The sequence below is a fragment of the Psychrobacillus sp. Z3-81 genome (genome assembly GCF_056620325.1).
The window spans coordinates 1-15,565 of sequence record NZ_JBWQPU010000020.1; the positions used below are offsets into that span (position 1 = coordinate 1).

Consider the following 15,565-nt stretch of genomic DNA (forward strand, 5'->3'; position numbering starts at 1 on the left):
GATAAGCTTTGATAGCTCATAAATTTTGCTGGCATCATCATAAAATGATGTCATGTTTGTTTTGCGATATGTTTCAACCGCTGTATATCTTGACGTTTTGCATGTTCAGTTTTCAATGTTCATTTTGTTATCGCCTTAGCGACTTTAATATCTTATCAGACTCTTTTGTTTGTGTCAACAACTTTTTAAAAGTTTTTTTCGGAGAGTTTCAATGAGAAACTCGTTTGAAATTGACAGCTTGATAACTATATCACGCTCTAACCAAGTTAGCAAGAGGTAAAACATATTTTTTAAAAATGTTAATTTTACCAAAAAAATGAAACGCTACTGTCGTAGCGTTTCATTTTTTATTAGTCACGGTGACGCATAGTTGGGAATAACAGTACGTCACGAATGGATGGTGAATTTGTTAATAGCATGACCAAACGATCTATACCTATTCCAAGTCCACCTGTTGGTGGCATACCATATTCTAAAGCCTCTAAGAAATCCTCGTCCATTTCATGCGCTTCATCATTACCAGCTGCCTTTTCTGCCATTTGTGCTTCAAAGCGTTGACGTTGGTCAATAGGATCATTTAACTCTGTGAAAGCATTAGCATGCTCACGTCTTACGATAAACAACTCAAAACGATCCGTAAAGCGTCCGTCCTCCGGATTTTTCTTAGCCAGTGGGGAAACTTCTACTGGGTGCCCATATATGAAAGTAGGTTGAACAAGCGTTTCTTCTACTTTTTGTTCAAAGAATTCATTAAGAATATGTCCTACCTCCATGGAATCTTTAATTTCTACTCCATGCTCCTTAGCATAAGCTCTTGCTTCCTCTACGGTCATCTCTTTCCAGAAGTCCACTCCAGTTATTTCTTTAACCGCATCCGCCATATGCCAACGTCTCCAGCCTGGAGCTAAGTTAATTTCATCATCACCATATTGAACGGTAGTAGTACCAAGTACTTCTAAAGCTACATGAGAAACAAGGTTCTCTGTTAAATCCATAATATCTCTATAATCAGCATAAGCTTCATATAATTCAATCATCGTAAACTCTGGATTATGTCTCGTGGATACTCCTTCATTACGGAATACGCGGCCGATTTCATAAACCTTTTCTAATCCACCAACAATTAAACGCTTTAAGTGCAGCTCAATCGCTATACGCAAATAAAGCTCCATATCTAATGCATTATGATGAGTAATAAAAGGGCGAGCCGCTGCTCCACCTGCTACTGTATGCAAAAGGGGAGTTTCAACTTCTAGATATCCTTGATTATCTAGATAACGACGCATAGATTGAATTATTCTACTTCTCGCTATAAAGGTAGTTTTACTTTCCTCACTAGTCATTAGATCTAAATAACGTTGACGGTATCGTTGCTCAACATCTTTTAAACCATGAAATTTTTCAGGCATTGGACGTAGTGATTTGGTTAGGAACGTAAATTCCGTAGCTTTCACAGAAAGCTCCCCTACTTGTGTACGGAATACATTTCCTCGCACTCCGACAATATCGCCAAGGTCAGCTGTATTGAATAGCTCATAAGCATCTTCTCCTACTGCATCCTTACGAACATAAATTTGAATTTGTCCACCTAAATCTTGAATATGCGCAAAGCCAGCCTTACCTTTGCCCCTCTTTGTCATAATACGCCCTGCAATTACAACTTCTTTTGGAGATTCTTCTAAAGTTTCTTTTGTATACTCATTGAACTCCGCTACAATTTGGTTGCTCATATGAGTACGTTCGAATTTTCCTCCGAATGGGTCTAACCCTTTTTCTTGTATAGCATTCATCTTTTGGCGTCTCACCAAAAGCTGATCATTTAATTCTTCTATATTAGACATTTCCTTCACTCCTCCGCGACATTTATCGCACGTATCTTCACGTTTCATCTATTGTACACAATTTCATTTAGCTATTCATCTTTTTGCTTATGGGCTTCGTTATTTCCACTTTTCTGATTACAGAGGAAAAGCCGCCACTTACTGTGACAGCTTTTGACTTACGCTAGAATTGAACTGGAGGTTTGTCCGTCCTTCATTGACTCTTCTGCAAAGTGACGAAGATATGACTTTAATTCTTCTGCCGACTCCATTTGATTAATCATATTTCTAGCTGTCCCATTTCCTCGGATGCCTTTTAGGTACCAGGAGGCATGCTTACGCATTTCTCTAACTGCAATTGCCTCACCTTTTAGTGCTACAAGGCGGTCAAAATGCAATAAACAAACTTCAATCTTTTCTTGTACACTCGGCTCCGGCTTTAGGATCCCAGAGTCTAGGTATTCCACCGTACGATAAATCATCCAAGGATCTCCTAGTGCCGCTCGACCGATCATGACTGCATCTACACCTGTTTCTTCTATCATTCTCTTAGCATCCTGAGGTGTATTCACGTCTCCATTCCCAATAACAGGGATGTTCACTGATTCTTTGACTTGTCGAATATAATCCCAGTTTGCATTTCCTTCATACATTTGCACACGAGTACGACCATGTACAGCTACCGCTGCTCCTCCAGCTCGTTCCACTGCACGAGCATTTTCCACCATGTATAAATGCTCATCATCCCAGCCTGCACGCATTTTTACAGTTACCGGCTTCCTTACATTATCTACGACAGCCGCAACCATCTCATAGATTTTATTGGGATCTAACAACCATCTTGCGCCAGCTTCACATTTAATGATTTTATTAACCGGGCAGCCCATATTTATATCAATAATGTCTGCTGTTGTATGCTGGTCCACATATTTAGCCGCAGCTACTAACGTTTCCTTCTCTCCTCCAAATATTTGTAAGGAAAGGGGATTTTCTCGTTCGTCGATATATAACATGCTTAATGTTTTTTCATTTTTAATAACGATTCCCTTGTCACTAATCATTTCTGCACACACAAGCCCTGCTCCAAATTCTTTCACAGTTAGACGGAATGCTGAGTTACAGATACCTGCCATAGGGGCCAGTACGACACGGTTATCCATAACAATATCCCCTATTTGGAAAGGCTTAGTTGATGCAACTGTCAATATTCTTCACCTTCCTTTTGTTCCCCTTTCAATTCTTCTAGCTGTATATCAAGTATGGAAGCTATTTTTTTCAACTGTTCATCAGTTGGCATACGCTTCCCTTGCTCTATTTTGCCCAATATAGATACAGACATATCCATTTTCTTTGCAAGCTCTACCTGCTTGACCATCTTTAACTTTCGAAATGCACGAATGCGTGAACCCCATCGAATGTTTTCCATAAATGGACGCCTTCTTTCTGACCATCCGCTAGATGTGATAAAAATTGTTTAGATTGTGGCTCTATTAACTGATCGTTAAGTTCCACTAGTGGTATGAGTACAAAGCCTCGTTCCGTCATTCTAGGATGCGGAATAATAAGGTCTTCTGTTTTCATATTCTCTTCATTATACAACAAAATGTCAAGGTCTACCGTTCGAGGTCCCCAGCGAATATCTCGCTTTCTCCCTAAAGCCGCTTCAATCTCATTACATTTTTTTAAAAGTTCATGTGGTGTTAGTGATGTTGCCACTTCTACCACCATATTTAAAAAAGCATCTTGATCTAAATAACCTACAGGATCTGTTTCGTACACAGAGGAGATTTTCTTCACTTCTACCATATCCGATTCAGCCAGGAGTCGAACTGATTGCTGAAGGTGGTGAAGACGGTTTTCGATGTTTGATCCTAAGGAAAGATAGGCGATGTTCATAGCACACCTCTCGTAATTTCCACAGCTACAGAAGCATAATGACCCGCTATTGGTGGATTCGGCTTCACAACATGAATCTTACAGCCGCTTACCTTGCCCTTATACTGTTCTAGAATTTTCCCTGCAATTTTTTCTGCTACGGATTCAATTAATAAATAAGGCTTACCTTCTACTATTTCCTTACAAACTTCATAAACCTCTGCATAGTTTACCGTAGCCTCTAAGTTATCTGTTTCTCCTGCTTCCTTTAAATCACAAGCAAGTGTGACTGTCACTCGAAAGATTTGACCCAGTTTCGTTTCCTCCGGCAGTGCACCATGATAGCCGTAGAACTCTAAATCATTTAGATATATGTAATCCATGTTTAATTCTCCGCTTCTTGATAATTTGTTTTACCTACTAAAACATCCATCATTCTTGTCATTCTCGTTATTTCCTTCACATCATGCACACGTACCATATGACATCCTTGCTGGATACCGTAGCATACAGTCGCTCCAGTACCCTCCATACGTTCCTCTACTGGAAGTTGGAGTACATTGCCGATAAGACGCTTACGTGAGGTGGCAAGTAATACCGGATAGCCCATGTCTACTAACTCCTTCAAACGCTGCATCATCCATATATTTTGCGTCGTATTTTTAGCAAAGCCAATACCCGGATCCAGCCAAATGTGACTATCTGGAACTCCAGCTGACTTAGCTATCCGGATGCTTTCCTCTAAATCTTGCTTGGCTTCATTCCAAAAATCTTGATAATCTTCGTTATTTCTATTATGCATTAAGATGATAGGTACTTGAAATTCTACCGCTACCTCGGCAATTCGAGGATCTTTTCTAGCGCCCCAGATATCATTGATAATATGTGCACCAGCTTGGATAGCTGCTCTTGCTACCTCTGCCTTATAAGTATCAATTGAAATAATACCATCGACTTCTCTTCGAAGAGCTTCGATCACAGGCACTACGCGAGCAATTTCTTCCTCTACAGTAATTGGAGTATAGCCCGGTCTCGTAGACTCTCCTCCAACATCAATAATCTTCGCTCCGTCCTTTACCATCTGCTTTGCTTGCGCAACAGCCGCTTCTATCTCATTAAACTTCCCACCATCCGAAAAGGAGTCTGGTGTTACATTTAATATGCCCATCACGATTGTTTCCTTTCGAAAATCAAGGGTGATTCCGCCAGCCTCAAATTTTTGCGAGTACTTTAGTTCCAATGTTATTCCCTTCTTCCTTTTGCTTGCTATATACTGTAGATCCAGATCAACGGCTCCTTCTGAACGATAAGAAACCATCAACTTATTTGTTTACTCTTTTGAATAAAAGCTTATCTCGATCTCTATTTTAGCATTTATTCCATTTTCCATTTAAAGAAACACATTTACGTCCATCTTAACTGGAAACATATGAAGTTATCTACCAAAACGAACACACTTTAAATTGCAAAAGAATCGTGCTCCAACAGGTGATACTGGTTGATGACCACCCCAATAACAATCCTTAATCACAAATAAACGCAAAAAAGGGGTGTCCCATAGTTTTCTACTAATGGGACACCCCTTCACACTATATTAATCCTCAAATTGATATAAAGGTGTACTTAAATATCTTTCTCCGTTATCCGGGAAAATAGCAAGTACTTTTTTACCTTTTCCTAGCTGTTTCGCAAGCTGAATAGCTCCGTATACCGCAGCACCTGCAGAAACCCCTCCAAGGATACCTTCAGTTTTCGCCACTTGACGAGAAGTTGCATATGCATCCTCATTAGAAACCTCAATAATAGAATCATATAAATCTGTATTAAGCACGCCTGGTACAAATCCAGCACCGATTCCCTGGATTTTATGAGGTCCTGGCTTTCCTCCTGATAATACATTCGAATCCTTTGGTTCAACTGCAGCGATATGAATGTTCGGGAAATGCTCTTTTAATACGCCACCAGCACCAGTAATTGTACCACCAGTTCCAATTCCGGCTACGAAGCCATCTAATTGATCGAACGCTTCTACAATCTCAGGACCTGTAGTTAAACGGTGAACTTCTGGATTAGCAGGGTTATTAAACTGTTGTGGCATAAAATAACCGTGTTCTTTTGCTAATTCTTCCGCTTTAGCAATCGCACCCTTCATTCCATCCGCACCCGGTGTTAATACTAATTCTGCACCGTATGCACGTAAAAGATTACGACGCTCTAAGCTCATTGTATCTGGCATTACTAAAATAGCTTTATAGCCTTTTGCTGAAGCGATCATAGATAAACCAATACCCGTGTTACCACTCGTCGGTTCAATAATCGTACTATTTTCGTTTAACTTTCCGTCCTTTTCTGCCGCCTCAATCATTGCTAGTGCAATACGATCCTTTACACTGCTCCCAGGATTAAAGTACTCAAGCTTCACATATACCTCTGCATCTTCAGGCCCTGTTACGTTATTTAACTTTACAATTGGAGTTTTTCCAATTAAATCTGTAATACTTTGTGCTACCTTAGTCATTATCTCACTCCTAATCCCTAGTTATTTAATAGGGTTTATTATATTCATCTTAACAACCTATTAGAAGATATGTCAATTAATAAAGATTCTCGTCACTCTCTATGTATATCCGTTAATAAGTAGTAAAAAACGCACCCTAAGGATGCGTTTATTCTTCTCCATATAACCAATTAGCATCGAACTCCTGCCAAAAGGATTGTGGTGGAACCGATTGAGAAATCTGATTAAGCGCCAGATCTCTCTTAATATGCTCTTCTACTTCTTTAAAAGAGAAGGATTGGCCTTTTATGATATCCTCTACAAGCACAACAGCATATCGACCATCCTCCAAGCTGATGGCATCACTCCATTTGCCTTCATCAATTTTTGACACAGCTTGAGCAATAGCAGAGTCTAAATTTGGTGTTTCCACAGTTATGTACCCAATATCTCCTCCTAAGCTAGCGGAGCTAGGGTCAATAGAAAGCTCTCTTGCCAGCCCTTCAAAGGAAGATTTATTATTTAATTGCTTTACTACTTCTTTTGCTTCTCCCTCGCTTGACACATAAATGATACTCGCTCGGTAAGAGGTTGGTATGTCAAAGAGGTTTTGGTTGTTTTCATAGAAATCTTCGATCGATTTCTTTTCAACACCAAGATCCTTTGTGAGAACCTTTTCTAATATAAGTCTCGACCGAATTTTTTTCCTGAGTGTTTCTTCATCAAAAGCCTGAAGGGAAGTGTCGTTTCCTTCTTGGCTAGAGACAGTCAAAGCTAGCTCTAAGTCCACTTCCTCTTCAGTCACCTTAATATTATTTCTTTTGGCAGCCGCTTCCATGACCTCTGTATTTACCATGTCTAGTAAGACTTCTTTTCCATACCTGGACTCCATCTCGGCAACCCATTGTTCTTTCGTAATAGCCTTCCCACCAACAGTTGCCACTTCCTCAGAATCCTGGACATCATTGTTTGGTATTAACCAAGCAATAAACCACAACAGATTTCCAAGCAGTAGTATGCTAATAAGCATTAGCGTAGGTTTTGTTTTTAAGCGTCGTTTAGTTGGTGGTGGGGTGTTATTACGAATTGATTTCATCTATAAAGGACTCCAGTTCATCTATTGAATATTGATACTTTTCCATACAGAAATGACAATGAGCCTCTGCTCCGCCATCCTCATGAATCATATCACGAATTTCTTCTTCTCCTAGACTAATTATAGCACTTGCAAAGCGCTCTTTTGAACAGTTACATTGAAAAGATACTGGCATATCATTTAAAATTTTCACGTTTTCTTTACCTAAAATTTCATATAGCAACTCTTCTGGTGTTAAGCCCTTTTCAATTAACTTTGAAACTGGCTGCATATTCGCTAAATGCTCCTCTATTATCGTGATAGTTTCATCATCTGTCCCTGGCATTAGCTGAATAATAAAACCACCCGCAGCCAAGATAGAGTTATCAGGGTTTACTAGCACACCAAGCCCCACTGAAGACGGAACTTGTTCAGAGGAAGCGAAGTAATAAGTAAAGTCCTCTGCAATTTCTCCAGAAACAATTGGCACTTGTCCAGTGAAGAAATCACGCATTCCTAAGTCTTTAACAATGGTGATAGCACCTTCTGTACCGACTGCCCTTCTTACGTCCAACTTACCTATAGCATTTAAATCAAAATGGGTTTGTGGATTGGTCACGTAGCCACGTACCGTACCATTCGCATTACTATCAATAATCATCGGACCAATAGGACCATTCCCCTCTACCTTAACAGTGAGTTTGTCCTCTCCCTTTAACATAGCGCCCATCATTACTGCAGCAGTCATTGATCTTCCTAAAGCTGCGGAAGCAGTTGGCCATGTTTCGTGGCGACGCTGCGCCTCCCCAATTGTCTCTGTGGTACGAACGGCAAATGCACGGACACTTCCATCAAAAGCTAATGCTCTTACTAAATAATCATTCATCTATTTATTACCTCTTTCATCTAAGTTTCGTTTATATATTAAATGTAAGCCCTTTAAAGTCAGGTACGGGTCGATGATATCTACAACCGCAGTTTCACTTGCGATAAGAGATGCCATACCTCCAGTACTTATAACAGTAGGCCTTTTCTTCGCTACCTTTTTCATACGATTTACTATACCCTCAACCTGACCTACATACCCAAAAACAATACCAGATTGCATTGCAGCTATTGTATTTTTTCCTACTACATGCTCTGGCGTCGCAAGCTCAATACGCGGAAGCTTGCTTGCCTTAGTAAATAGCGCTTCTGTAGCAATACCTATCCCTGGAGCAATTGCTCCCCCCATGTATTCTGCCTTTTCGTTAATAAAGCAATACGTTGTGGCAGTACCAAAATCTACAATAATAAGAGGAGAACCATACTCATGAATAGCTGCAACAGCATTTACAATACGATCAGCCCCGACTTCTCGTGGGTTTTCGTATTTTATATTTAGTCCAGTTTTCACACCTGGCCCCACTATTAGTGGTTTTATTCCAAAATATTTTTTACACATGGATTCAAGGGAAAACATAATGGGTGGCACAACAGATGAAATAATGATTCCCTCAATTTGATCGAATGATATATGAACATGTGAAAATAGTGCTTTTACCTGCATGCCGTATTCATCTTCTGTCTTACGACGATCTGTTTCTATGCGCCAGTGATGGATGAGCTGCTCATCTTGAAAGACTCCTAACACAATATTTGAATTTCCGATATCTAAAACGAGAATCATGGAGCATATCCTCACTTTTCTAGTTTTTCCAAAACATCATACCATATTTTCTATATAAGAAAAAAGCCGATTGCCTCGTGCACATACGAGAGCAATCAGCTTTCCTATTATTATCGACGTTCTTCCTGAATTGGTGAATCTGGATCATTAGAACCGTCTTCGCTTGGTAAGTCTCCAATTGTCGGATCATTTGGAGCTCCTACTGCATCCGAAGTGATTTCGGTTGCATCCTCAGTTGTTTCTTCAGTGTTTTGGCCATAGTTTCGCTCAGGAAGCGTACCATGATCCTTTAAATGAAGAATCTGAGCAGCATCTAATGTCTCTACTTCTAAGAGTGTATTCGCGATAAGGTCTAGCAAATCACGTTTTTCTGTTAGAATTTGTTTTGTTCGTTCATATTGTTCTTTAATCATTGTTTGCATTTCTTGATCAATTTCGTAAGCAATCTTATCGGAGTAATTTTGCTCGGAGTTGAAGTCACGGCCTAAGAAAACGTTACCACCTTGAGATTGACCAAATTGCATTGGACCTAATTTATCACTCATGCCGTATTCCGTTACCATGCTTCTTACGATGCTTGTTGCGCGCTGGAAGTCATTATGGGCACCTGTAGATACTTCCCCAAACACGATGTCCTCAGCCACACGTCCTCCTAATAGACCAGCGACTTTATCCAAAAGCTCTGGCTTTGTCATAAAGTAACGATCTTCTTTTGGAAGCATTACTGCATAACCGCCAGCCTGACCACGAGGAACGATTGTTACCTTGTGAACGACTTCTGCATCATCTAAGGTTAAACCGATTACTACGTGACCTGCTTCATGGAAGGCAACGATTTTACGTTCTTTTTCTGATATAACCTTCGTTGATTTTGCAGGACCTGCAATAACTCGGTCTGTTGCTTCATCAATGTCAGACATATCAATTTTCTTTTTATTTCTTCTAGCAGCAACCAATGCCGCTTCGTTTAAAAGATTCTCTAGGTCTGCACCAGAAAAGCCTGGAGTACGAGAAGCTATTGCTTTTAAATCTACAGTATCATCTAAAGGCTTGTTACGTGCGTGTACTTTAAGTACAGCTTCACGACCTTTTACATCCGGGCGACCTACTGTGATTTGACGGTCGAAACGTCCAGGACGCAATAATGCTGGGTCTAGAATGTCCGGTCTGTTTGTCGCAGCGATAATGATAATACCTTCATTAGCACCAAAGCCGTCCATCTCAACTAGTAACTGGTTAAGTGTTTGCTCACGCTCATCGTGTCCGCCACCAAGACCTGCACCACGTTGGCGACCAACTGCGTCGATCTCGTCAATAAATATGATACACGGAGCGTTCTTTTTCGCATTTTCAAATAAGTCACGTACACGGGAAGCCCCTACACCAACAAACATTTCTACGAAATCAGAACCACTAATTGAGAAGAAAGGTACGCCGGCTTCACCGGCAACAGCACGTGCAAGTAAGGTTTTACCGGTTCCCGGTGGACCTACTAAAAGGATACCCTTAGGGATACGTGCACCAATTTCTACAAATTTACGAGGGTCTTTTAAGAAATCTACAACCTCTACAAGCTCTGCTTTTTCTTCATCTGCCCCAGCAACATCTGCAAATTTGGCCTTTTTCTTCTCGTTATCATATAATTTTGCCTTACTCTTACCAAAGTTCATCACACGGTTTCCACCGCCCTGTGATTGACTTAATAAGAAGAAGAACAAAATAATGATAATTAAGAAGGGTAATAAGCCAGTAAAGAATTGAACCCATCCACTCGTTTTGGATTGTTCAATAACTTCTACTTCTATCGCTTGAGCCGCTGCTAATGAACGTATCTTTTCTTGTAAATTTTCACTATTATAAGGAAGCTTTGTTAAAAACGTCTCTCCCTCTTCATAGCCCTTCATTTTCCCTTCAACAAAGTAAACACCTTGTTCAGGTTGCATAGAGAAGCTTGTTACCTCTCCTTTTTCAAGAGCTGTGATGAATTCGTCGTAACGAATATCTTTAGTTGGTTGATTGCTATTATTAAACGTAGCGAATATACCAACAATCACAAAAAATATCAGTAAATACAATATGGCGTAGCGCAATGCTCGATTCATTCCTAGCCTCCTCACAAGGTAAACAGAAAAACTACTGATTATCTTATCATACGAAATTTTGGGCGTACAACAAAAAGCCTCTAAACTTGGATACTTATACTAAAAAGAATACACTTCTTTTTTCAGCACACCAACGTATGGTAAATTTCTATATTTTTCTGCGTAATCTAATCCGTAACCTACAACAAACGCATCTGGCACTTCAAAACCAACATAATCTGCTTCCAAGTCTACTTTTCTACCAGAAGGCTTATCCAATAGGGTCACGATTTTAATGGATTTTGCTTTACGATACTTTAAAAGATCCACTAGATAGCTTAAAGTCATCCCACTATCAATGATATCTTCAATAATAAGAATGTCTCTGCCTTCCACACTAGTGTTTAAGTCTTTGACAATTTTTACTTCTCCAGAAGAAACTGTCGCATTTCCGTAGCTCGATACATCCATGTAATCCATTTCAATATAAGCATCTACTCGCTTCATTAAATCGGACATAAAAGGCATTGCACCCTTTAAGATTCCTATTGCAAGTGGGAACTTGTCTGCATAATCTGCTGACAATAACGCACCAAGCTCATTCGTCTTTTCTTGAATTTGCTCCTCTGTTATTAATACTTCTAGAATGTCCTTCTCTAGCATGATTGGTCCCCCTAAATTATTGATTTCGCCTTATGTATAATACATAATTTTGCGAACTGCCTTGCTTCGAAAATTGTACTCCGTAACGTATGCCGATTACTGCTATTATATCATCTTTGGCAGTCACTAGCAGTGGCCATACTAGCCGTTCCTCTAATGGGACCTTTTCATCTATAAATAGACGTGAAATTTTTTTGGAGGCGCGCATTCCTTTTATTTGTATGCGGTCTCCATTTTTCTTTTGTCTAATCTTAAGGGGAAGCATGTCTTTTTCTACATGAACAAACCATTTTTCATCTGAGAATTGTACTTCACCTATATTCCGTGTTAAATAGATAGAAAATCCAGCACCACAATTAGTCCATTTGTTCTCTTCTAGAAAAATTTGTTCTCTTAACTTAAAAGCATTTTGTGGATTAGAAGAGGTAAATTGAACTACTTGGTAATGACGAATGAGGAAGAAACCGTTGGGCAAATGTAAAACAGCATGGCCCTCCTGTTCATTGCAGGCTGCTAAAATAGATTCAATCAGACGGTCATTAAGTAGTATGTCGGAGTTTTTATATAGATACTCTAATAGTAGTAGAATCAATCTCCTTTGTAAAGCAAGGGGAATCTTCGAAAATGTGCTAGTATTGAGTGAGAAGACCCCTTCACTCTCAACTGTCACAAGCTGTTCAAACTTATCCTTTGCAAGCTGCCACAGAAAATCATCATCTTGTTGTTGTTTTTCTACCAAGGTACGGATCGCCTCATTGATATTCGGATTTTCTTCTTCCAATAAAGGGACGATTCGATGTCTGATACGGTTGCGTGTGTATGTATGCTTATCATTACTAGGGTCATGTCGATAGCCTACGTTGCATTCATTTAAATACTCCATAATCTCCTTCTTCGTCACATTAAGAAGCGGGCGAATAATCTGACCTGTTGAAAATGGACGCATATTGGGGATTCCAGTAATTGCATTACTTAAAGATCCTCTGATCACTGTCATTAATACTGTTTCCGTTTGGTCGTCTCCATGATGGCCGAAAATGAGTTTATGATAGTCATGGTTCCTTACTACTTGTTCAAAAAAAGAGTATCTTTCCTCCCTACAGATCAGTTGAACATTTCCACCTTCAGCTTCAATTCGCTCTGGTACTTGAAGTGTGGTTGCATGAACAGGAATACGTAATTTTTCTCCTAATTTTAATACAAAGTCCATATCCTCTGCAGACTCTTTTCCTCTTAATCGATGGTCTGTATGAGCAATTCCTAGCTCGCATTCATAAACGCTCGCCAACTCTTTCATTACGAGAACTGCAGCTACAGAGTCAGCCCCACCAGAGCAGGCGATAAGAAGACGCTCTCCCTTTTCAATCAGCTGGTGCTTGTCAATATATTGTTTCACCTTTCGGACGAATTGGTGCATCTTCTCACCCTCTCTCTTTCAACATCCTTTAGATTATTGTAGCATTTTTCTTAGTATCTAGCCGCCTCTCTTGGTGAAAATATAGACCATTCAGGAACAGCGTGTTTCACTTGCATAAAAATAACAGTCCGGTCATCACCCGGCAACGAATAGGTTTCTTCTAAAATCTTCACAAATCGCTCTGCATTAATGGTTGGGTCTTGCAATATTTTTCGGTAATATTGCTCCTGTTTTTCAATTGTTGTTTTAGAAGAAAACACGCCATCCGAAAGCATAAGTAAAATATCTCCATCCTTTATATCTACTTTTCTTGCCTCTATAGAAATGGTTGGTAAAAATCCAAATGGGACATGCTTGCTTTCAATTTTACGCATATCCTTCCCTCTTATCAAATACGTAGACATACTGCCGGCCTTCCAAGACCAAAGCTCTCCCTTTTGCAAATCAATTAAGGCTAAATCTACTGTTGCATAGCTATCCGTTTCATCCTGTAGACTCATCATGTAATGTAGCGTATGCATCGTTGTTTCTGGATCCATTTTTTTGTTTAAGCATTCACGCATAAACTGCATGACTCTTCTACTTTCTCTATGTGCCTCTATATTATTACCCATTCCGTCAGATAAAATAACTGCTAGTAAACCTGGATGCAATTGAAAAACAGCATGAGCATCTCCTGAATAGATTGTATTTCTGCTAGAGGATGTATAAACATCATGTGTTACTTGAAAACGAACAGATGACTTAAAGGTCATTTGTATATGATTGTAAGGTTGCTGCAACTCTCTTTCCGAAATAATTTCAAATGGCTCCTTCCACAATTCATAAAGAATAGGAAGAATCATTCTTTCTCCTAACATCTTTCCTCGTGCCTCTACAGGTAGGCAGCATACAATTTCCATTTGTCCTTTTTCAATACTTAGCACATCTATCTGAAAAAAATCGACATTGCACTGCTGAAGCTTTTGTTTTAGTTCTTCTTCATGAGATGTATATAGAGAAACCCCACTTTCTAAATTGTTCATCAGCTCACTCATATGCTGTCCCATATCTCTCAGTTTTAAAGCAAACATTTTCTTACCATGCTGCATCTCCAGCTGCAGCTGTTTCTTAGCCTCTCTTTCTTTAAGCTCCTGTATAATCACACTTGGCTTCACACATTTATTTTGAAGTTTAATTTCTAAATGGATCCTTGTCTTATTCGGCTGCTCCTCCCACTGTTTTATTAGGTTTGGAATTCCATTAGATTTTTCCCCCCAGCATTTTTCATAATGAAAGCATGACTGACAGACATGTAAAAGTTCTGGCTGTTCTAAGGTCCCCCCTTTTTTCTCGAATTTTTGTGTAATAAAACCAGTGATAAAATCAACAAAATACTGAAACTCTTGTAATTGATGGTGTACCTTCTCTGTCATCCATTTTTGTCTCCGTAAAAGAACATGAGTTGCGTCAGGATATAAATGGTTCTTTAAATCGCTAATCCACTGGGACGGTATCATAAAGAAAAGTAAAGAGGCCGCTACAAGAGACCCTATATAAACACTATCTAGAGGCAAGGTTTGATCATATAAAATAAAGAAAAAGGTGATGCCAAGCATGCTAAAAGCCTGCCATAGCCGTCCGAATCTCCTGTGCAGGCCAGCGAAAAACCCTGTTACCGCGTATACAGCAATCATGCCGCTAAAGCTGAGCGTTGAAATACTTAAAATACTACCTGCTAGGACTGCTACCACTGTAGACAACTGAGCTCCTCCTACAGCTGCTGCTATTACGATAACGAGATGTGCAATGATTAATGGAATCGATACATAACCAACTATTAATGATGACATCCCTGTTAGTATTAGTGCTCCGATTAGTAAAGCTGCTCCCATTCTTTCGTTTGTCCACTTACGGTGAAGAAGCTCTGGTAAAGGCAGAAAGAGCTGAAACAAAAACAGCGTCATAAATAGGCTTAGTATCCCCTCATATCCAATGGATAGCCAGATGGATACTGGTACCTCACCCCCATAGGAGATAAGCTGCCAGATCAGCTGAACAAGTATAATATCCAAGAAAACAAATAACGGAACCGGTATTTTTCTTATAATCCTTTTCCCTTGAAACTTAAAAAGGAGTGCTTGTAGTGCATGTATAGTAAGTTGTCCTATGCCTAACGTTAAGCTTCCTAGTACAGCCCCAGCTATTGTCCAAGGGATATAGCGTGGGAATCTAAGATGAACAAGTGCCCAAATGGGTAAGAAAAAGGGAACTGTTGCCTCAAACAAAACCACCTGTGCTCCAAAGAATGTTAATAAAAAGAATATTACGGTAAACAACAGCGTGATCTTCCTTGCTTTTATCCCTTCTATGAAGCTGCGCCAGAAATAAAACTTTTTTTGTTCCTGTTCATACATTGTTTTCAATTGGGTATACCTCCTATTCAACTCTTGTTCGAAGTATACCTTCGCTATTACGAGAAGAATGTC

The 15,565-nt window shown here is 39.6% G+C and carries 14 protein-coding genes; all 14 read right to left on the reverse strand.

Annotated elements, in window-relative coordinates; all coding sequences use genetic code 11:
* Positions 1-350: 350 nt before the first annotated feature.
* Entirely contained in the window at positions 351-1,841 is a 1,491-nt protein-coding gene (lysS, locus tag AC1ECF_RS16170; protein WP_480390463.1) for a lysine--tRNA ligase, read from the reverse strand.
* Positions 1,842-1,999: 158 nt separating this feature from the next.
* A complete protein-coding gene (gene dusB, locus AC1ECF_RS16175; RefSeq protein WP_480390464.1) occupies positions 2,000-3,025 on the reverse strand; it encodes a tRNA dihydrouridine synthase DusB in 1,026 nt (341 codons plus the stop codon).
* Entirely contained in the window at positions 3,022-3,246 is a 225-nt protein-coding gene (locus AC1ECF_RS16180) for a helix-turn-helix domain-containing protein (RefSeq protein WP_480390465.1), read from the reverse strand. The genes dusB and AC1ECF_RS16180 overlap by 4 nt, the downstream gene beginning before the upstream one ends.
* Positions 3,198-3,716 (reverse strand): 2-amino-4-hydroxy-6-hydroxymethyldihydropteridine diphosphokinase, encoded by a 519-nt coding sequence (folK, locus tag AC1ECF_RS16185; RefSeq protein ID WP_480390466.1) that lies wholly within the window; start codon positions 3,714-3,716, stop codon positions 3,198-3,200. Before folK ends, AC1ECF_RS16180 begins: the two co-directional genes overlap by 49 nt.
* Positions 3,713-4,078 (reverse strand): dihydroneopterin aldolase, encoded by a 366-nt coding sequence (gene folB, locus AC1ECF_RS16190; protein WP_480390467.1) that lies wholly within the window; start codon positions 4,076-4,078, stop codon positions 3,713-3,715. The genes folK and folB overlap by 4 nt, the downstream gene beginning before the upstream one ends.
* A 2-nt stretch (positions 4,079-4,080) precedes the next feature.
* Positions 4,081-4,935: a dihydropteroate synthase gene (folP, locus tag AC1ECF_RS16195; RefSeq protein WP_480390468.1), complete on the reverse strand. Its 855-nt coding sequence runs from the start codon at positions 4,933-4,935 to the stop codon at positions 4,081-4,083.
* Between the two features lie 354 nt (positions 4,936-5,289).
* Complete coding sequence (cysK, locus tag AC1ECF_RS16200) at positions 5,290-6,213, reverse strand: cysteine synthase A (protein WP_480390469.1); 924 nt, start codon at positions 6,211-6,213, stop codon at positions 5,290-5,292.
* A gap of 148 nt (positions 6,214-6,361) precedes the next feature.
* The gene (locus AC1ECF_RS16205) at positions 6,362-7,288 is read right to left on the reverse strand and encodes a peptidyl-prolyl cis-trans isomerase (RefSeq protein ID WP_480390470.1); all 927 of its coding nucleotides are present in this window, start codon (positions 7,286-7,288) and stop codon (positions 6,362-6,364) included.
* Positions 7,272-8,153: an Hsp33 family molecular chaperone HslO gene (gene hslO / locus AC1ECF_RS16210; RefSeq protein ID WP_480390471.1), complete on the reverse strand. Its 882-nt coding sequence runs from the start codon at positions 8,151-8,153 to the stop codon at positions 7,272-7,274. Before hslO ends, AC1ECF_RS16205 begins: the two co-directional genes overlap by 17 nt.
* Positions 8,154-8,936: a type III pantothenate kinase gene (locus tag AC1ECF_RS16215; protein ID WP_480390472.1), complete on the reverse strand. Its 783-nt coding sequence runs from the start codon at positions 8,934-8,936 to the stop codon at positions 8,154-8,156.
* Positions 8,937-9,046: 110 nt separating this feature from the next.
* The gene (gene ftsH, locus AC1ECF_RS16220) at positions 9,047-11,038 is read right to left on the reverse strand and encodes an ATP-dependent zinc metalloprotease FtsH (protein ID WP_480390473.1); all 1,992 of its coding nucleotides are present in this window, start codon (positions 11,036-11,038) and stop codon (positions 9,047-9,049) included.
* 99 nt (positions 11,039-11,137) lie between these two features.
* Positions 11,138-11,680, reverse strand: a complete 543-nt coding sequence (hpt, locus tag AC1ECF_RS16225; RefSeq protein ID WP_480390474.1) for a hypoxanthine phosphoribosyltransferase — start codon at positions 11,678-11,680, stop codon at positions 11,138-11,140.
* 16 nt (positions 11,681-11,696) lie between these two features.
* A complete protein-coding gene (gene tilS / locus AC1ECF_RS16230) occupies positions 11,697-13,097 on the reverse strand; it encodes a tRNA lysidine(34) synthetase TilS (RefSeq protein ID WP_480390475.1) in 1,401 nt (466 codons plus the stop codon).
* Positions 13,098-13,147: 50 nt separating this feature from the next.
* Positions 13,148-15,493, reverse strand: a complete 2,346-nt coding sequence (locus AC1ECF_RS16235) for a SpoIIE family protein phosphatase (protein WP_480390511.1) — start codon at positions 15,491-15,493, stop codon at positions 13,148-13,150.
* Between the last annotated feature and the right edge of the window lie 72 nt (positions 15,494-15,565).